Annotated in this window: 16 protein-coding genes; 9 read left to right on the top strand and 7 right to left on the bottom strand. The window is 69.7% G+C overall.

Going from position 1 to position 18,909, the window contains the following annotated elements; all coding sequences use genetic code 11:
- Positions 1-197: 197 nt before the first annotated feature.
- Positions 198-1,169, bottom strand: coding sequence for a 3-hydroxyacyl-CoA dehydrogenase family protein (locus ACT3T5_RS13725; RefSeq protein WP_193117635.1), 972 nt, complete (start codon positions 1,167-1,169; stop codon positions 198-200).
- Positions 1,170-1,735: 566 nt separating this feature from the next.
- Here ACT3T5_RS13725 and ACT3T5_RS13720 point away from each other — a divergent pair.
- Both ACT3T5_RS13720 and ACT3T5_RS13715 read left to right on the top strand, forming a co-directional pair.
- Entirely contained in the window at positions 1,736-3,220 is a 1,485-nt protein-coding gene (locus ACT3T5_RS13720) for an Nramp family divalent metal transporter (protein WP_444594610.1), read from the top strand.
- Positions 3,217-3,714, top strand: a complete 498-nt coding sequence (locus ACT3T5_RS13715; RefSeq protein ID WP_444577466.1) for a hypothetical protein — start codon at positions 3,217-3,219, stop codon at positions 3,712-3,714. Before ACT3T5_RS13720 ends, ACT3T5_RS13715 begins: the two co-directional genes overlap by 4 nt.
- Before the next feature lie 177 nt (positions 3,715-3,891).
- Here the strand turns inward: ACT3T5_RS13715 and ACT3T5_RS13710 are convergent, their stop codons facing one another.
- The 3 genes from ACT3T5_RS13710 to ACT3T5_RS13700 form a co-directional block, all read right to left on the bottom strand.
- The gene (locus ACT3T5_RS13710) at positions 3,892-4,743 is read right to left on the bottom strand and encodes a fumarylacetoacetate hydrolase family protein (RefSeq protein ID WP_444594609.1); all 852 of its coding nucleotides are present in this window, start codon (positions 4,741-4,743) and stop codon (positions 3,892-3,894) included.
- A gap of 144 nt (positions 4,744-4,887) precedes the next feature.
- Complete coding sequence (gene rhmD, locus ACT3T5_RS13705) at positions 4,888-6,072, bottom strand: L-rhamnonate dehydratase (RefSeq protein ID WP_444594608.1); 1,185 nt, start codon at positions 6,070-6,072, stop codon at positions 4,888-4,890.
- Entirely contained in the window at positions 6,069-7,166 is a 1,098-nt protein-coding gene (locus ACT3T5_RS13700; RefSeq protein WP_444594607.1) for a zinc-dependent alcohol dehydrogenase, read from the bottom strand. Before ACT3T5_RS13700 ends, rhmD begins: the two co-directional genes overlap by 4 nt.
- Positions 7,167-7,620: 454 nt before the next feature.
- Between ACT3T5_RS13700 and ACT3T5_RS13695 the strand changes: the two genes are divergently transcribed.
- Entirely contained in the window at positions 7,621-8,382 is a 762-nt protein-coding gene (locus ACT3T5_RS13695) for an SDR family NAD(P)-dependent oxidoreductase (RefSeq protein WP_443426770.1), read from the top strand.
- A 371-nt stretch (positions 8,383-8,753) separates the two neighbouring features.
- Here ACT3T5_RS13695 and ACT3T5_RS13690 read toward each other — a convergent pair whose 3' ends face one another.
- From ACT3T5_RS13690 to ACT3T5_RS13680, 3 genes are read right to left on the bottom strand one after another with little or no spacing between them, the layout of a single operon-like run.
- Positions 8,754-10,346: a tripartite tricarboxylate transporter permease gene (locus ACT3T5_RS13690; protein WP_444594606.1), complete on the bottom strand. Its 1,593-nt coding sequence runs from the start codon at positions 10,344-10,346 to the stop codon at positions 8,754-8,756.
- 1 nt (position 10,347) lies between these two features.
- Positions 10,348-10,980, bottom strand: a complete 633-nt coding sequence (locus ACT3T5_RS13685; protein WP_444594605.1) for a tripartite tricarboxylate transporter TctB family protein — start codon at positions 10,978-10,980, stop codon at positions 10,348-10,350.
- Complete coding sequence (locus ACT3T5_RS13680) at positions 10,977-12,077, bottom strand: tripartite tricarboxylate transporter substrate binding protein (RefSeq protein WP_443426773.1); 1,101 nt, start codon at positions 12,075-12,077, stop codon at positions 10,977-10,979. Before ACT3T5_RS13680 ends, ACT3T5_RS13685 begins: the two co-directional genes overlap by 4 nt.
- A 399-nt stretch (positions 12,078-12,476) precedes the next feature.
- On the opposite strand from ACT3T5_RS13680, the gene ACT3T5_RS13675 reads away from it, so the two are divergent.
- The 6 genes from ACT3T5_RS13675 (at position 12,477) to ACT3T5_RS13650 (ending at position 18,908) form a co-directional block, all read left to right on the top strand.
- Positions 12,477-13,424, top strand: coding sequence for a LysR family transcriptional regulator (locus ACT3T5_RS13675; RefSeq protein ID WP_444594604.1), 948 nt, complete (start codon positions 12,477-12,479; stop codon positions 13,422-13,424).
- Positions 13,425-13,595: 171 nt separating this feature from the next.
- On the top strand, positions 13,596-14,807 hold the full coding sequence (locus ACT3T5_RS13670; protein ID WP_444594603.1) for a 2-keto-3-deoxygluconate permease: 1,212 nt from the start codon (positions 13,596-13,598) through the stop codon (positions 14,805-14,807).
- Positions 14,808-14,817: 10 nt separating this feature from the next.
- Entirely contained in the window at positions 14,818-16,095 is a 1,278-nt protein-coding gene (locus ACT3T5_RS13665; protein WP_444594602.1) for an MFS transporter, read from the top strand.
- 115 nt (positions 16,096-16,210) lie between these two features.
- Entirely contained in the window at positions 16,211-17,275 is a 1,065-nt protein-coding gene (locus tag ACT3T5_RS13660) for an Ldh family oxidoreductase (protein WP_444594601.1), read from the top strand.
- Positions 17,272-18,306 (top strand): DctP family TRAP transporter solute-binding subunit, encoded by a 1,035-nt coding sequence (locus ACT3T5_RS13655; protein ID WP_444594600.1) that lies wholly within the window; start codon positions 17,272-17,274, stop codon positions 18,304-18,306. The genes ACT3T5_RS13660 and ACT3T5_RS13655 overlap by 4 nt, the downstream gene beginning before the upstream one ends.
- Entirely contained in the window at positions 18,303-18,908 is a 606-nt protein-coding gene (locus ACT3T5_RS13650; RefSeq protein ID WP_444577484.1) for a TRAP transporter small permease, read from the top strand. Before ACT3T5_RS13655 ends, ACT3T5_RS13650 begins: the two co-directional genes overlap by 4 nt.
- Position 18,909 lies beyond the last annotated feature (1 nt).

Raw genomic sequence — 18,909 nt, 5'->3', positions numbered from 1 at the left:
CTCCGAGCAGGAGCCCCGACGTCGGAACGCCCGGGGCCCGGTCGGTGCCGGGCCCCGAGCGTTCGGCTCAGGTCCCGGGCAACAGTGCCCGGCCGACGGGCGGTGCCCGTCGGATGAGAAGGAGGGTGAAGAGGAGATCGAGAGGGGGAACGCTCCGTCGGCGGGCAGGTCCCGGCCGACGGGGATCTCCCCGAGGGTCACTCCGCCGTCGGCGTGGCCTTCGGGGCCGGGCCGAGCTCGGCGAGGAGCTGCGACATCTTCGCGTAGGCCTTGTTGCGGTAGGCGATCAGCTCCGCGGAGGTGCTCTCGTCGTAGTCGCCGAGCAGGCCCTTGCCGTTCTTGACGCCCTTGCGATCCGCCGCGACGGAGTCGGTGAGGATCTGCGGGGTCGCGAGGCGGTCGCCGAAGGCGTTCTCGAAGGTCACGAAGCAGTTCGCGTAGATGTCGAGCCCGGCCTGGTCGGCGATCGCGAACGGGCCGAAGAAGCCCAGGCGGAAGCCGAAGGTGGTGCGCACGATGGTGTCGACGTCCTCGGCGGTCGCCACGCCCTCCTCGACCACCGCGGTGGCCTCCTTCAGCAGCGCGTACTGGAGGCGGTTGAGCACCATGCCGGGGGTGTCGGCGACCTGGGCGCCCTGGTTGCCGGACTTCTCCAGCAGCTCCTTGACGGCGGCGACCGCCTCGGGGGTGGTGTCCTTGCCGGCGACCAGCTCGACGCCCGGGATGAAGGGAGCCGGATTGGAGAAGTGGACGGTGAGGAACCGCTCGGGGTTCGTCACAGCGCTCTCGAGCTCGCTGACCGGGATCGTCGAGGTGTTGGTGCCGATGATCGCGTCGGGGCGGGCGTGCTGCGAGATCTTCCCGAGCACGTCGCGCTTGACGTCGATCCGCTCGAAGACGGCCTCCTCGATGAAGTCGACGTCGGCGACGGCCTCTTCGATGGTCTTGCCCGCGGAGATGTTCTTCGCCACGAGGTCGGCGCTGCCGGGGGCGTAGAGGCCCTGCTCCTCGAAGTCGCGCGCTTCCTTCTGGAGGCGCTCGAGGGAGGCGTTGGCGTTGTCGACGCTCACGTCGGCGATGGTCACGTCGAAGCCGGCCATGGCGAGGACCTGGGCGATGCCGCCACCCATGTAGCCGGCGCCGACGATGGTCACGGTGGAGATGGTCATGCGGAGGACTCCTTCGTCGAGGGGCGCCGATCGGGGGGCCGACGCCATGATGCCTGCGCGCAGGGAGCGGTGGCCGCCCGAGCGCTGCGCGATACCCCGAGCATAGCGATCCTATTGGATTCCTGCTAGATCGACGCCCCCACCCACGGGTGCATCTCCCAGGGTGACCACGGGTCCGCTCCGGACCCGATCCAGCTCCGACACCGACCGCTCTCCCGCCGATGACCACCGAGTAGCCCGGCACCTGCACCGATCCGCCGCACCTGGCAAATCTCCTGCGCATCGCGTGGACTGCGGCCCTGACCGTCGGCGGCGCGGACCGTCGGTTCACCTCGAATCGACGATCCTGTAGGAACTGGTTGACAGGAGGGTCGCCACCGACCTACCGTCAGCGACAACGTGAGTGAGGTCTCACCGTGAGCTCCCCCAGAGTACCGCGAGGGGCGCACCGCCCTCCGTCCGAGAACGACCTCGAGACGGCCCCGCGGGACTCGAGACCTCCGCGCCATCCCCGCCCGCCTCCGCGAGCATCCCCTCCCCCGCCTCGCCCAAGGAGCACCAAAGACATGACCACAGGACAGCCCGAGCAGCTGGGCCTCGAGGAGCTCCGGTTCCCCGACGCCGACCCTCGGCTCAAGAAGTGGAGCTTCGGGAACCTCATCGCGTTCACCGGGCCCGGCATGATCCTCGCCTCCGTGACCATCGGCAACGGCGAGATCTTCTCCGCCTCACGCGGCGGTGCCGTGTTCGGGACGGTGATCATCTGGACCTTCGTGCTCTGCGCGATCATGAAGGCCGCGATCGTCTACTCCGGCGGCCGCTACATCGTGCTCACCGGTGAGCACCCCTTCCAGCGCTGGGCGCAGATCATCCCCGGCCCCAAGAACTGGCTGGCGCTGCTGCTCGGCGTGCTCGCCGTGGTCTGCTTCCCGTCCTGGGCGGTGGCCTACTTCAAGGGTCTCGGCCAGTGGTCGAACTGGACGTTCCACACCGACATCGATCCGATGGTCTGGGGCATGTTCTGGGGCGTCGTCGGCTTCGCCACGGTGTTCCTGCGCAGCTTCAAGATCGTCGAGAACTTCCAGACCGTCGTGGTCGGCCTCATGATCGTCTTCGCGTTCGTGGCCGTGTTCGTCTCGAATCCGCCGTGGGCCGAAGCATTCAAGGGTCTGATCCCGAGCGTGCCCAGCGACTATCCGGCCTGGGTGCGCGACGGCTTCCCCGATGTCGCCTCCCGCCCGATCCCGCTGGAGATCATCGCCTACCTCGGCGCCCTCGGCGGCGGCACCTACGACTACATCGGCTACGTCGGCTCCCTGCGCGAGAAGAGCTGGGGCCTGCTGGGCGTTCCCAACCATGCCGAGCTCGAGGAGAAGCTGCGCCGCCTGGACACCGACCAGGCCCGCATCCCCCTGTCGACGGACCCGGAGAATGTCGCGAACGGCCGCGCCTGGCTGCGCGCCGTGAAGCTCGACGTGCTCGCCTCCTTCGTCTCGGTGACGATCCTGGCGCTCACCTTCATCATCCTCGGCGATGTGGTGCTGGGCTCGGGGGCCGCGGAGACGGTTCCCGGCGACGACGACATCCTCACCGATCAGGCAGCCTTCTTCTCGGTGATCTCCCCGGTGCTGGTGTACCTCTACCAGCTCGCGATCTGGGCGGCGTTCTTCGGTTCGCTGCAGGCCCTGTTCTCGACGATCTACCCGTACACCTTCCGCGAGAGCTTCGCCCCGAGCTTCAAGGCCCTGCGGGATCCGAAGAACTGGCAGAAGGTGCGCATCGGCGTGGCCGCGTACACCTTCCTCGGCGCGACGGTGCTGCTGTTCAGCGGCATCAGCTACACCACGGTGATCTCCTTCGCGGGCATCCTCGGCGGTGTGCTGTCCCTGGGTGTCTGGGGCTTCGCCCAGCTGTGGACCGAGCACAAGGTGCTGCCGCCGCAGTTCCGGATGCACAAGGCGGCGCAGATCCTCGTGGCCGTCAGCTCGCTGGCGCTGTTCGTCTTCGGCCTCATCGCGCTCGTCCAGTTCTTCCAGGACTTCCTGGGATGAGCACCCTGAGCACCCCCGCCGCAGGCCCCGCCCCGACCGCCGTGAGAGGATCCGGGACCATGCGCACCCCCATCTATCTGATCGCGATCGCCTCGTGCCTCGTGCTCTCGTGGCTGTTCGCCTCGCGGGAGAACTGGATCGGGTTCGCACTCGTGCTCATCGGTGCGATCGCCTACTCGGTCCGGCTGGTCACCGTCTCGCGCACCGAGCGCAAGGCGGCCGTGGAGGCCGCGCGCGGCCCGAAGGTGCGCACCTCGGCGGAGCAGGAGGCGCTCAAGTCCGAGCTCGGGCAGATGCGCGACGCCTACGAGCGCAACCGTCGCGTGATGCTGCTGATCGCGGTGCTGGTCGGCGGCCTGGCCACGGTGGCCTGGGCCTGGAACCCGGCCTTCGCCCTGGCGCTGCTGATCTTCGCGATCCCCGCCCTGCTGCTCGCCTGGCGCAACACCAAGGCGGTGCGCCGGATCGACGAGGGCCTCTCCTCCGCCCGCTGACCCTCCCGCCCCGGACGTGGGCACGAGCGCCGGATCTCACGGCGACACAGAGAACCGCCCCGACAGCCTGATGGCCGTCGGGGCGGTTCTCGAGGTGCCGGCGCCCTGTGCACGGGATCGCGCCGGCTCGGACGCCCGCGTCGGCTCCGGATTGGGGTCGCCGACGCGGGCGCCTTGTCAGCGGCGCTGGACGAACACCGAGCGCTGGTCCCCGAGGCCCTCGATGCCGAGCTCGACCACGTCGCCGTCGCTCAGGTACGGGAAGCGGCCGGAGAGGGCCACGCCCTGCGGGGTGCCGGTGTTGATGAGGTCGCCGGGTGAGAGCACCATGTACTGCGAGAGATGGTGCACCAGCTGCGCCACGGTGAAGACCATGTCGGCGGTGGTGGAGTCCTGGCGGGCCTCCCCGTTCACGCTCGACCACAGACGCAGGTCCTGCTGCTCGACCTCGGCCGCGGGCACCAGGGCGGGGCCCACGGGGTTGAAGTTCTCGGCGCACTTGCCCTTGGACCACTGGCCGCCGGACTCCGCGATCTGGTAGTCGCGCTCGGAGACGTCATGGCTGGTCACGTAGCCCGCGATGACGTCGAGGGCCTCCTGCTCGTCCTTCAGGTAGGAGGCGCGCTTCCCGATGACCACGCCCAGCTCGACCTCCCAGTCGACCTTGGTGGCGCCGGGCGGGATCGGGACGCCGTCGTGCGGGCCCACCACGGTGTTGGGGTGCTTGAAGAAGACGATCGGGGTCGTCGGTGCGTCGGCGCCGGACTCCGCGGCGTGGGCCGCGTAGTTCTGGCCGATGCAGATGACGGCCTCGGGGCGGGCGATCGGGGCGCCCACGCGCTCGGACTCCGCGTCCTCCCACACCGGCAGCTCGCCGGCCTGCTGTGCGGCGGCGACGCGGACGATGCCGTCGGCCGCGAGGAAGTCGCCGGTGATGTCGGCGGTGACGTCGTCGAGGCGGTAGGTCACTCCCTCGTGCACGAGGGCGGGCTTCTCCTGGCCGAGGGGGCCGAGTCGTCGCAGTTCCATGGATCTCTCCTTCGAAGGGGTGGGGCGTGGGCTTCGCCGCTGTCGCCCGGATATCGCGTGCCTCCACTGTGCCAGGCGCCGCATCACTGCGCGCGACCGGACCACAGGGCGATACATCCTATGTCTGGGGATGTGCGGCGCGGGTCAGTGGGTGTGGGGGCGCTGTCGCGGGATCTCGGGGTTGAACTCGACGCCGAAGCCGGGGGTGTCCGGCACCCGGATCTTCCCGTTCTCCGGCACCGGTTCTCCGAGCAGCATCGGGGAGAACATCGGGACGATCTCCTCGGCGGTCGGGTGCATCATGAGGAACTCACTGAACGGGCTGTTCATGCGGGTGATGACGAAGTGGTACGAGTACACGGAGGAGCCATGGGGCACCACCATCGCGCCGTGCGCGTCGGCGAGCGCGGAGATCTTCAGCAGCTCGGTGATGCCGCCGCACCAGCCCACGTCGGGCTGGATGATGTCCGCGCAGCCCATCTCGAGCAGCTGCCGGAAGCCCCAGCGGGTGGCCTCGTGCTCGCCGGTCGTGATGAGCATGCCCTTCGGGACGTTCTTGCGCAGCTGCTGGTAGCCCCAGTAGTCGTCGGGGATGAGCGCCTCCTCGAGCCAGCGCAGCCCGTGCTCGTGCGCCCGGTGCGCGAGCCGCGTCGCGTAGTCGACGTCGAGCGACATCCAGCAGTCGTACATGAGCCAGAAATCGTCGCCGACCTTGTCCCGCATCTCCGCGAGCAGGGCGATGTTCTTCTCCATCCCCTCCTCGCCGTCGGCCGGACCATGATGCAGCGGCATCTTGCCGCCGAGGAAGCCGAGCTGCTGCGCGACATCGGGCCGCGCGCCCGTGGCATACATCGACAGCTCGTCCCGCACCGGCCCGCCGAGCAGGGCGTACACCGGCTCCTGGCGCAGGCGTCCCAGCAGGTCGTAGAGGGCGAGGTCGACGGCGCTGATCGTGTTCAGCACGATGCCGCGGCGCCCGTAGAACAGGGTCGAGCGGTACATCTGGTCCCAGATCCGCTCGATGTCGGTGACCGCCGCGCCCTCGAGGAAGCGCGCGAGGTGCTTCTCGACGATCCAGGCCCCGAGCTCGCCGCCGGTGGAGACCGCGAAGCCGATCGTGCCGTCGTCGGCCTCGAGCTCGACCATCAGCGTGCCCAGCACGTTCAGTCCGAAGGACTGGCGGGAGTCGGCGTACTCGGGGTAGATCGACATGGGCGTGGAGATGTGGTCGTCGATCCAATGGTCCGCGCCCTGGTCGTGATAGTCGGCGCCGCCGCCGGTGACGGTGTAGGCGCGGACGTGGGCGATGGTGCGCTGATGGGCGCTCATGCGGTGGTCTCCTCCTGCGACGAATCCAGGGTTGAATCCTGGGCTGAACGATCGGAAATTTCCTGTCCGTCGAAGCGGACCAGGATCTTCCCGGCCGGGCCCTTCCCGGCGGCGAGGGCGGTGAAGGCCTCCTGGGCCTTCTCGGGCGGCACCACGGCGCTGACCAGCGGCGCGACCTCCACGGCGTGCTCGCCGATCCAGGCGGTGGCGTCGGCGAAGTCCTGGGCCGAGTAGGTGAAGGAGCCCACGACGGTGCGCTCCTCGGTGCTGATCGCGAAGGCCGGTAGCTCGAGGCGGGGAGAGCCCATGCCCACCAGGACCACGCGGCCGCCGAGGGTGGTGGCGGAGAGCGCGTCGGTCATGGTCGCGCTGAGGCCGACGGCGTCGATCGCGAGGTCGGCCGGGCCGCCCAGCGCCTCGGCGACGAGGTCCGCGGTGGATCCGGCCGACGGGTCCAGCACCTGCGCACCGAGCGAGGCGACGAGCTCGCGGCGTCGCGGGTCCATCTCCGACAGCGCGACGTTCTCCACGCCGGCCCGCTGCAGGGCGATCACGACGCTCTGCCCGATCGGTCCACCACCGATGACCAGCACTTTCTCCTCGGGAGTGGGCCGGCCTAGCCGCACGGCGTGCACGGCGACGGCGAGCGGTTCGATGAGGGCGCCGAGCTCGAGAGGCATCGCCGGGTCCAGCAGCAGCACGTTGCGGGAGGGCACCACCACGTAGTCGGCGAAAGAGGCCTGGATGTCCTGGGCGACGCCGATGACGTGCTTGCCCGGAGCGTGCTGCTCGCGGCCGCGGTACTGCTCGGCCTGCTCCGGGGGGACCACCACCGGGTTGAAGGTGGCCGGCGCGCCGAGGGGCAGGGCCGCGGCATCGACTCCCTCGCCGAGCGCGGCGATCGTGCCGGAGGATTCATGGCCCATCACCTGCCCCGGGACGCGGCGGCCGTTGTCGCCGGTGAAGCCATGGAAGTCGGAGCCGCAGATGCCGGTGGCGCACAGGCGCAGCAGCACCTCGCCGGGGCCGGGCTCGGGGCGTGCCGTCTCGACGAGGTCGAGGCGATGGAAGTCGGTCAGGACGAGTGCTCGCACGGGGGCTCCTCCGCGATGGGGTTCGACGCTCAGGAATCGATGCTCAGGAATCGATGCCGACGCGACACAGGACGACGACCCCGGGGAGACCCCGGAGACAGCGGCCCGGAGCACGACTTCGTGCACGACGGGCACCCATTCCGGACGCAGACATCGGATGTTAGTGTCCGGTGGGGATCGGGAGCCGAGGCTCCGGATCACGCCCTTCGGACGCTATCAGCGCTCCGGACGGCAGGACCCGTCCTCGTGATCCGCGTTCCGGGAACCCTCTATCCGATATCCACAATCTCTGCGCGACACCCCTCCCACCAGCGCGAACACCGCTCAGGTGCACCATGACGATCCGTATCGCGAGCAGCTGCGACCCGTGGGCCGCGAAAGCCCAGGTCGGACCATTCCAGCCCACCCCGATCCCCATATCCTGTAGGCACGACCACTCGACGAGGAGCTCACCATGACCGCTGTGACCGAACCAGAATTCGCCGGCCTGAAGGCCATCGTGACCGGCGGCGGCGCCGGCATCGGCGCGGCGACGATCCGTGCACTGCAGGCCCGCGGCGCGGTCACCGCGGCCCTGGACCTCGACCCGTCGGGCGCTCCCGAGGGCGCCCTGCAGATCCAGGTCGACGTCACCGACACCGCCGCCGTCACGGCCGCGGTGGACCAGGCGGCCGCGGAGCTCGGCGGGATCGACATCGTCATCAACAACGCCGGCATCGGCGCGCAAGGCCAGGTCGGCGCGAACGACGACGCCGAGTGGGCGCGCGTGCTCGACGTCAACGTGGTCTCCGTGGCCCGCGTGACCACCGCAGCCCTCCCCCACCTGCGCAGGTCCCAGGCCGCAGCGGTGGTCAACACCGCCTCGATCGCCTCGATGCTGGGCCTCCCCGAGCGCGTGCTCTATTCCGCCTCCAAGGGCGCCGTGCAGGCGATGACCCTGGCCATGGCCGCCGACTGGGTCGCCGAGGGCATCCGGGTGAACGCCGTGGTGCCCGGCACCGCGAACACCCCGTGGATCGGGCGTCTGCTCGAGAAGGCGGACGACCCCGAAGCCGAGCGCGCCGCCCTCAACGCCCGTCAGCCGCACGGCCGCCTGGTGGAGCCCGAGGAGGTCGCCGAGGCGCACTGCTACCTCGCCTCCCCGCGCAACCGCTCCACCACCGGCGTGCTGCTCCCCATCGACGGCGGCATGACGAATCTGCGCACCCGCTCCTGAGCCCCGCGCAGTAAATACGGGACGAGTCGCTACAGGGACGAGTCGGTACAGGGACCAATCGACAGAGGGCCCCGATCCCGCCGTGGGAGGCGGTATCGGGGCCCTGTCCTGCTGGGAACCAGCTCAGCGGAGCGCCGCGTCCCGAGGCCGGCTGAGCGTCGAGAGTGCACCACGTGTCGGTGAGCGGCTTCTCACCGACACGTGGTGCACTCTCGAACCCGGATCCTCCGCATCGGTCACTCCTGACCTGCGCCTGTCGCTCCACAGAAGAGTCGCTCCACAGAAGAGTTGCTCCGCAGAAGAGTCGTCAGACGGAAGGTCCCGACCCGTGGCTGTCGCTGCACAGCAGAGTCGCTGCGCAGAAGGCGCGATCAGGCCGTCACGTCGGCGTCGTCGTCGGTGCCACCGTGACCATCGGTGTCGGCACCCGCCGCCTGGTCCTGCGCGGCCTTGAGGGCCGTGGCCCGCTCGGCGCGCCGGCCCAGCCAGCCCATCATCGGCGCTGACGCGATCGCGAGGATCACCAGCACGATGAGGATCGCGCTGATCGGGCGGGTGAAGAACTCGGTGAGGTCCCAGTTCGTCTTGATGACCGACTGCATGAAGGTGCGCTCCACGATCGGTCCCAGCACGATGCCGAGCACGACGGGGGCCAGCGGGATGCCGCCCTTCTCGAAGAGATAGCCGATCACCCCGAAGATCACCATCAGGCCCACCTCGAGGTAGCCGTTGTTGATGGCGAAGGCGCCGCAGATCGAGATCGACACGATCAGGCCCATCAGCACCGAGCGCGGGATCCGCAGCACGAAGCCGGAGGCCCTGATCAGCAGGAAGCCCAGCGGGAGGAGCAGCAGGTTCGCGATGATGAAGATGATGTACAGCGCGTACAGGGTGTCCGTCTGGTAGAGGAACAGGTCCGGTCCCGGGGTGATGCCCTTGACCAGCAGCACGCCGATGAGGATCGCGGTGATGGTGTCGCCGGGAATGCCGAAGGCGAGCGTGGGGACGTACGCCGAGGCGATGCCCGCGTTGTTCGCGCTGGAGGCGCCCGAGATGGCTTCGATCCGCTGGTCGTCCGCCGAGTTCTTCCCCGGTCGGACGCGGCTGGTGGAGCGGGTGAACGCGTAGGCGATCCAGGCCGCGATGTCGGCCCCCGCGCCCGGAAGGGCGCCGACGATGCCGCCGATGATGGAGCCCGAGCCGACGCGGCCCTTGTTGCGCCAGATCGCCCGGAACGTCGGCCGGAGCGTGCCCGCGCCCTCGAGCCGCGGGATCGGCATCGATTCGCCCTTCTTCGCGGTGACGGCGCGCAGCACCTCGGAGAGGCCGAACAGGCCGATCATCGCCGCGATGAAGTCGACGCCCCGGTACAGCTGATCCTCCCCGAAGGTGAAGCGCGGGAACCCGAGGGTGACGTCCAGGCCGACGGTCGAGACCAGCAGCCCCACCATGAGCGCGATACCGCCCTTGAGCTGGGCACCCTTGGAGACGATGACCGCTGCGGTGAGGCCGAGCACGGCCACCCAGAAGTACTCGTAGCTCGTGAAGCGCAGGGCGAACTCCCCGAGGATCGGGGAGACGAAGATCAGCATGACGGAGCCGAACAGGCCGCCGAACACCGAGGCGACCAGCGAGACGCCGAGGCCCAGGGCCCCCTTGCCGTTGCGGGTCAGCGCGAAGGCGTCCTCCGTGTAGGCGGCCGACGACGGGGTGCCGGGGATGCGCAGCAGCGCACTGGGAACGTCCCCGGCGAAGATCGCCATCGCGGACATGGTGATGATCGCGGCGATCGCCGGGACCGGGTCCAGGAAGAAGGTGAAGGGCACCAGCAGGGCGGCGGCGAGCGTGGCCGTCATGCCCGGCAGGGAGCCGATGACCAGGCCGAACAGCGCGGCCAGGATCATCACGAGGATCGTCGTGGGATCGGCGACGAGCTCGAGGGCGCTTCCGAAGTTCTCGATCATGTCAGAACCCCTGGATGATGCCGTCGGGGAGCTGGACCATGAGGGCCAGCTCGAACATGGACCACAGGCCGAGGGACGCGAGCACGCCCGTCGTCACCGCGACCCACCACTTCGCCCGCAGGGACCCCACGATCGCGCTGACCAGGATGGCCATCGTGAGCGGGAAGCCGAGGATCTCGGCGAACAGCACGTAGAAGACGATCGCGCCCATGAGCACAGCGCCGTTGATCCAGCGCCGCGCCCCATCGGAGCCGATGTCGGTGTCCAGCACCGCGACGGCCTCCAGCTCGGAAGCCGGGACGTCTCCGCCGGAATCCGGGACCGAGGCCGACGCCAGTGACAGGGGGTCATCCTCGGCGGAACCGGCGCCGGCGGCGACCGCCGCGAGCTCGGCGCGATGCCGGCGCTCGCGGCGCGCAGCGAGCACATTGGTGAGGACCAGCAGCACACCGAACAGGATCAGCAGGCCACCGATCATCATCGGGAACAGACCGGGCCCGGGGATCCCCTCCCGGATGTACGGCATGGAGGCGCCGTAGGGGATCACGACGGCTCCGACCGCGACGGAGGCGACGCCGATGACGAGATTGCTGCGGCCCGCCCTCGTCGTGCTCGTGGTGTCGGCCGTGGTCACTTCGCGAGCCCTGCTTCCTCCATGACCTTGCCCTTCGCGGCGTCGTCGTCCGCCATGAGGGTCTGGAAGTCCTCGGCGCCGCGGTACTTCACGCCGAGGCCGGACTTGGCCATGAAGTCGTTGAACTCGTCGGACTCGGCGATCAGGCCGAGGTGGCACTCGAGCTCCTCCACGACGGTGGCGTCCATGTCCTTGGGACCGGCGATGCCGCGCCACACCGACATGGAGTAGTCCGATCCGGTCTGCTCCTGCAGGGTCGGGACGTCCGGGAAGTTCGGATCGGGCTCCGTGCCCATCACGGCGAGCGCCTTGGCGCGATCGGAGTCGAGCATGGTGGTGGACTCGCCGAGCGAGTTCGTGGTCATGTCGATGCCGCCGGCGACCATCTCCTGCAGGGCGGGAGCCGCGCCTTCCGAGGGCACGAAGTTCACGGAATCCAGGGGGAGGTCGTTGTCGATCAGCATGCCCAGCAGCGCGAGGTGCCAGATGCCGCCCTGCCCGGTGCCGGAGGAGGTCACCTCGCCCGGGTGCTCCTTGATGTAGGCGAGCAGCTCCTCGGCGCTCTCCCACTCGGCGTCGGCGGCGACGGTGATCCCGGCGGGGTCCTCGTTCATCTGGGAGATGGCGGTGAGGTCCTCGCCGCTGATGTCGGTGAGCCCCTGATGGTGCATCATGCCGATCTCGACGGTGACCAGTCCGATCGTCTGCCCGTCGGGCTTCGCGTCGACGATGGCCTGGTGGCCCACGACACCGGAGCCACCGGTGCGGTTGACGACGTTGATGTTGCCGCCCATCTGGCCGGAGAGCTGGTCGCCGATGAGCCGGGCGACGCCGTCGGTGCCGCCGCCGGCGGCCCACGGGACGATCAGCTCGACCGGGCCGCTGGGGTAGTCGGCGTTGATGTCGTTGCAGGCCTGGACCGCGCTGTCGTCGGCCCCACCGGCCGAGTCGCCGGACCCGCCGGAGCAGCCGGCGGCGACGAGGGCGAGGGCCGCGGCGCCCGCGATTCCGGACAGCAGCCGCCTGGCGGGACGACGGGCGGGGTGCTGCGGAGCGGGTCGGGCGGGGGTGCTGGGAGACGGGATGGTGCGTGTCATGGCGGACTCCACTTCATCGTGAGGGTCGGAGGATGCAGGGCACAGCGGGAACATGCCGTGCACATCGAGGAGAGAGCGCCGCCTGCACGGCTGTGTGCTCGGGGTGGCCGGTGGCGGCGGGTCCTCAGCATCGAGGTGCTCCGAAAGCTACCAACGCCGGGAGTCGTGAAGCCTCCGGGCGCGATCCGCGATCCGAAAATCCTATATACGATATTGGTAAGGTGTGTCACAGCAGCTCGGTGACCTGCGGAGATGGCGGTATCGCCGGATTCTCCCGACACCGGATCGTGACCACACCGGACAGTGGCCCACCGCTCCGCGCCGCACCTCGTACTGTCCTTCTCCGTCTCGTTCGGTCCGTCCCATTCCGTCCCGCCCCGCCCCGCCCCAGGAGGATGCATGCCCCGCGTCGAACAGACCGACTGGCTGGAGACCTTCGTGGCCGTGATCGACCACGGCAGCTTCTCCGCCGCGGCCCGGGCGCTGCATCGCGCCCAGTCCCGGGTGAGCACGCACGTCGCCTCACTCGAGCGCGCGCTCGGCGGCACCCTCGTGGATCGCAGCCATCGCCCCATCGGCCCCACGGAGCTGGGGGTCGCCTTCCTCCCGCATGCCCGTGCCGTGCTCGAGGCCCTCGAACGCGGCGCCGAGGCCGTCGAGCAGCACACAGGCACCCTGCGCGGGCGGGTCGTCATCGGCTGTCACCCCAGCGTGAGCGCTGGTTTCCTGCCGGGCGTGCTGGCGGCCGTGCACGCCGAGCATCCCCTGCTGCGGATCGAGCTGACCGAGCACACCACCCCGGATTTGGTCTCCGGCATCGGCGCCGGACGCTTCCACATCGCGATCCATTCCCTCGCGGCGGATCCGCCCTCGGACGATCTCCAGAGCGTGCACCTGTGGACCGAGCGCTTCGTGGCGATCGTCCCTCCCGGGCACCCGATCCTCCCGTCCGGCCCGATCCCCCGCGAGGGACTGGACCCCGAGTCCCTGGTCGCGCACCCGCTCATCGCGGTGGCCCAGCCCGGGGCGGCGGCGGATCCCGATACGGGCAGCGCGCTGCAGGCGTGGGGCCTGGAGATCCCGCTGGCCTGGCAGTCCGAGCAGCCGCAGTCGGTGGTCAGCCTGGCCCGCGCCGGGCTCGGCGTCGGCGTGCTGAACGCCCTGGCCGCGAGCATCTCGGACACCAGCGGCATGGTCGTGATCCCAGTCGGCTCCCTCGCCGAGGGTCGACAGGTCGCGGCCACCCGGGACCGACGGATCGTCTCCTCGCCGAGCGTCGACGTGGTCTACCAGGCGATCCTCGACGCGCCGGCGCCCCCCGGCGTGCGGCCGGCGGAGCACGCTTGACGGACCATCGCGAACCATAGATCCTATAGGCCAATCCCGAGGGCTCTCCAGCCGCGTCCTCGGGACCGCCACGTCGCCGGTACCTGAACCCGGCGCGTCCGACTCACCACCCGACCTCCCGGACGCCCGCGAGGCACTCCCCTTCTCGTAACGACGCGACAAGGAGTTCCTATGAACGACGCCCCTCCCGCAGACCTCAAGCAGCTGCGCTCACCGCTCTACGGCCTGATGGACAGGATCCCGGGCGGGACGATGGTCATCCCGCTGATCCTGGGCGCCATCGTCGGCACCACCGCGCCGGCCTTCCTCGAGCTCGGCAGCTTCACGACCGCCCTGTTCGCCACGCCCATGCCAATGATGGCGCTGGTCATCTTCGCGACCGGCATGCAGATCACCCCGCGCAGCATCGGCCCCGTCGCCGGCACCACCGGCGCGATCATCCTGGGCAAGACCCTCGTGCCGGGTCTGCTCGTCGTCGGCCTCGGCTTCACGGTGGGCCTCGACGGCCTACTGGGCATCTCGATCCTCGCGATGCTCGCGACCTTCGACAACTCCAACGGCGGCATCTGGCTCGCCTTCACCGGCAAGTACGGCACCAAGACGGACCGTGGCGCCTATGTCGCCTCCGCCGTCAACGACGGCCCCTTCTTCACCATGCTGTTCATCGGCGCGGCCGGCCTCGGCTCGATCCCGCTGGACGCCTTCGCCGCCGCGATCATCCCCCTGATCCTGGGCATCATCGTAGGCAACATCGACCACCGCTGGACCGAGATCATGCGCCCGGTCCCGAACATCGTGATCCCCTTCTTCGCCTTCGGCCTGGGCACCGGCATCGACATCAGCGCGATCCTCACCGGCGGCATGACTGGCATCGTCCTGGGCCTGCTGGTCACCCCCTTCACAGGCGGCACCACCTACCTCGCCTACCGCTTCCTGCTGCGCCGGGGGAAACGCGCCGGCATCGGCTTCGTCGCGGGCACCACCGCCGGGAACTCGATCGTCACCCCGGCGATCATCGCCTCCGCCGATCCACGCTTCGAGCAGTACGTGGACGTCGCCACCGTGCAGGTCGCCACGGCCGTGCTGATCTCCGCGATCACGGCACCGCTCATCGCCGCATGGTTCCTGAAGCGCAACGGCACCTTGAGCGATCCCGACGAGGACGGGCTCGACGACCGCGGCGAACCCCTCGCGGTCGGGGCGCGCGGCATCGGCGTACGCGACGTCGGAGCACGCAGTGCCAGCGCACGCAGCATCGAAGGGCGCGGCACGGGACGCCGCCGGGCCGACGGGTCTGGCGACAGGTCCGTCGAGGCGGGCTCCGACAGGACCGACCGTCGCGATCCCGACGACCTCGACTCCGCCCGATCGGGATCGAGGTGACACTGCTGCCGTGACCACCTCCGCCGCCCCTCGACTCACCCGCGCCCATCTCGTCTGGGCGGTGGGGGTGTTCGCATACCTGTGCGCCGTCTCCGGCCGAGCATCCTTCGGGGTGGCGAGCGTCGAGGCGTCGGCGCGGTTCGGGATCGACGGAGCGGTGCTGAGCCTGTTCGGCGTGGTCCAGCTGGGCACCTATGCGGCCGCCCAGATCCCGGCGGGTCTGCTGCTCGATCGGATCGGGCCGCGGCGGATGATGGTCCTCGGGACCGTGACCATGGCTGCCGGGCAGGTGCTGCTCGCCGTCGCGACCGACGTGCCCACGGCGCTCGTCGCGCGCCTGCTCACGGGGGTCGGGGACGCCGCCACCCTGATCAGCGTGGTGCGGCTGATCGCCACCTGGTTCCCCACCGGGCAGGTGCCGCTGTTCACCCAGCTCGCGACGATGATCGGCCAGTTCGGGCAGGCCGTCGCCGCAGTCCCCTTCCTGGCACTGCTGGTGGGCGCCGGGTGGACCGCGGCGTGGTCCTCGCTGGCCTTCCTGCTGCTGCTGAGCGTGCTGCTCGTGCTCGCCGTGGTGCGCGACGAGCCGCCGGGCGAGCCGGGCGCCGCTCCCCCGGAGCCGGCCAGACCGGCCCAGGTGCTGCGGGACGTGTTCACCTCCCGCGCGGCATGGTCGGGCTTCTTCCTGCACGCGCTGACGCTGGCCTCGGTCAATGCCTTCCTGTTCCTGTGGGGCGTGCCCTTCCTGACCCTCGGCCATGGACTGAGTCCTGCGGAGGTGGGCACGCTGCTCACCGTGAACGTGGTGATCATGGTGGCGATCGGTCCGCTGATCGGGGTGTTCACCGGCCGCTTCCCCCACCACCGCGCTCGGCTGGGCTGGATCGCCGGCGCCGTCCTCTCCGTGGCATGGGTGGGCACCCTGCTGGCCCCGGGCCAGCTCGCCCCCTGGCAGCTGATGCCGCTGATCATCGCCCTGGCCGTCGGCTCCGCGACCTGCTCCGTCGGCTTCGACCTCGCGCGCACGGGCGTCCCCCGCCGGGCCATCGGCACCGCCACGGGCATGGTGAACATCGGCGGCTACTCGTTCTCGCTGCTCTCAGTGCTGCTGGTCGGCGTGCTGCTGGACGTGCTGGCGCCCGACGGCGCCGCGAGCCTCGACGACTACCGCCTCGCCCTCTCCTCGATGGGAGTGCTGATGGCCGTCGCCGCACTGGGGCTGCTCCTCACCACACGGCGCCGAACCGCACGCCCCCGGGCCGCAGACCCTCGGGCCACCGGCCCCTGAACCACAGGCTCCCGGAGCTCGCCCGAAACCTCCGACGTCTTGAGGGTCGCGCCTCTTGTCTTTGTGTCGTAGATTATATAGTTTACGGAGACTCCGGAGAGAAAGGACCGTGACGATGACGTCACCACGCTACGCCGCAGACGCCCTCTGCGCGCTGGCCACCTCACTGCTCGAGCAGGCTGGAGCCATGAAGTCCACCGCTCGGCTGGTCGCCGACTCGCTGCTCGCAGCGGATCGCGCAGGGATCCACTCCCACGGACTGCTCCGCCTGCCCCTCTATCTCGAGGTCATCGCCGCAGGCGGTATAGATCCGATCTCTGAACCGCGGATCGTGCGCCAGTTCGGCGGGGTCACGGTGCTCGACGGAGCCTGCGCCTTCGGCCAGGTCGTCATGCAGCGCGCCGTCGACCTCGTGGCGGAGTCCGCACGCACCCACGGCATCGCGACCGTCGCCGTGCAGGGATCCAGCCACTACGGGGCCGGGCAGTACTGGACGAACCAGCTCGCCGAACAGGGCATCGCCGCGATCCTCACCTCCACCACCGGACCTGTCGCCACCCCCTTCGGCGGCTCCCGGCCCGTGCTGGGGACCAACCCCCTCACGGTCGCTCTTCCGTCGGCCGGACCGCACCCCCTGGTCGCCGATCTCGCGACCACCGCCGGCGCGTACGGCAAGATCGTCGCCGCCCGCAACGAGGGCGCCGACATCCCGGACGACTGGGGCGTCGATGCGGCCGCACGGCCCACCACAGATCCCGCCGCCGTGCTGGACGGGGGCGCCCTGCTCCCCTTCGGGGGCCACAAGGGGTCGGGCATCTCGGTGCTGCTCGAAGGCCTCTCCGCTGCTCTCACCAGCGCATCCTTCGCCTTCCAGACCGTAGACATCTGGCAGGACCAGTCCTCCCGGATGAACACCGGACACGTCCTGATCGCCCTCGACCTCACCGCCTTCGGCGATGCCGACGCGATCCGGGCACGGGTCGCCGAGCTCCAGGACGAGGTCCGGTCCTCCCATCCCGACTCCCCGGTGCTCGCCCCCGGGGATCTCGAGCACGCCCGTCTCCTCGAGAACGCGGAGACCGTCGAGGTCGCACCGTCAACCCTCGAGCAGCTCCGACGCCTCGCCGACCAGCACGATCTCCCATTCCCGACCCCCCTCGCAGAGAAGAGCCCGCGATGACCCCGAGCCGTCGCGGCCGCCGACCGGCCGCCATCCTCGCCTCCGCCCTCACCACCCTCGCCCTCGCCGGGTGCGGGCTGTGGGAGCCCGTCGACACCAGCCAGATCGAGAAGGCCACCGTGGACCCGGATTCCCGGGTCATCCGCTTCGCCCACCAGTACGACCCCGCCCACCCCGTCGAGTCCTGCGGCGCCGCGACGCTGCGCACCGAGCTCGCCGACGACGGCTTCACCGTGGAGACCTACCCCTCGGGCCAGATCGGCGGAGAGGGCGAGACCACCGAGCAGATCGCCACCGGCGGCCTCGAGCTGGGCGTCGTCGGCCCCTCCTTCCTGGGGGTCTGGTATCCCGACGCAGCAGTGCTCGACGCCCCGTTCCTATTCACCGACGTCGACCAGTTCGACGAGGCGACCAACGGTCCGATCATGGCCGAGGTGTACGACGAGATGGCCGCGGAGACCGGTCTGCGCGTGAACTCCACCTGGTACTACGGCACCCGCCACATCACCTCCAACGTCGAGATCACCGAGCCGGACGACCTCGCCGGGCTGAAGATCCGCACCCCCGATGCGCCGCTGTACATCACGAGCTTCGCGATCATGCACGGCAGCGCCACGCCGATGGCGCTCTCCGAGGCCTACCTCGGGCTCCAGCAGGGCGCGATCGACGCCCAGGAGAACCCGATCCCCACGATCGACGTCCAGAAGTTCTACGAGGTCCAGGACTACCTCAACCTCACCGGGCACATGGTGCAGGCGGTCAACATCGTCTCCTCCGAGAAGTTCGTGGAATCGCTGACGGCCGACGAGAAGACCGGGTTCGAGGACGCGATGGAGAAGGCCCGCATCGCCACGCGGGACTGCATCGTCGAGGCCGAGCAGGAGACCCTCCAGACGTGGGAGGACGACGGCACGATCACGATCAACGACGACGTCGACGTCGCGGCCTTCCAGAGCCTCATCGCCGAGGAGTTCCCCTCCAAGGTGCCGTGGGGCGACCTCTACCTCGAGATCCAGGAGTCCGTCCGATGAGCATGCAGTCACCCCGGCCCATCGAGGGCGAGCACGACGGCCAGGTCCCTGACCTGGACACCTACATCGAGCGTGACTACTACGAACGGAAGTGGAAGCCCTACGCCCTGTTCGTGGACGCCGAGCGGTTCGTCGCCGGAGCCCTGCTGATCGCCGTCTTCGCGATCATCATCTTCCAGGTGTTCACGCGCTACGTGCTGAACATGCCCCTGCCGTGGAGCGAGGAGGTGGCCCGCCTGCTGGTGGTGTGGCTGACCTTCGTCGGGGCCGGATTCGTCGCCTCCCGCAACGCGCACATCGCAGTGGACATCCTCGCGGTGTACCTGCCCCGGAAGCTCGCGACCGCCACGCAGATCTTCTCGATGCTCACGGTCGTGGCGGCGTCGGCCTACATGGTGTGGGCCGCCATCTCCCTCATGCTGCTGACGGGCCCCCTGCGGATGACCGCGACCTCCCTGCCCATGCCCCTGCTGTACGGCGCCGTGTTCGTGGGCTACCTGATGATCCTCGGGCACACCGCCCTGAACATCGTCATGTACCTGCGCCATCCTGCCGAAGTCCCGGACGCGGTCGAGAAGGCCGCATCGATGGAAGGTCTGTGAC

The sequence above is a fragment of the Brachybacterium sp. AOP3-A1-3 genome (assembly GCF_052378285.1).
Taxonomy (GTDB): Bacteria; Actinomycetota; Actinomycetes; order Actinomycetales; family Dermabacteraceae; genus Brachybacterium.
Note: the sequence above shows the minus strand (reverse complement) of the source record. Positions and strands in the feature narration are given on the sequence as shown.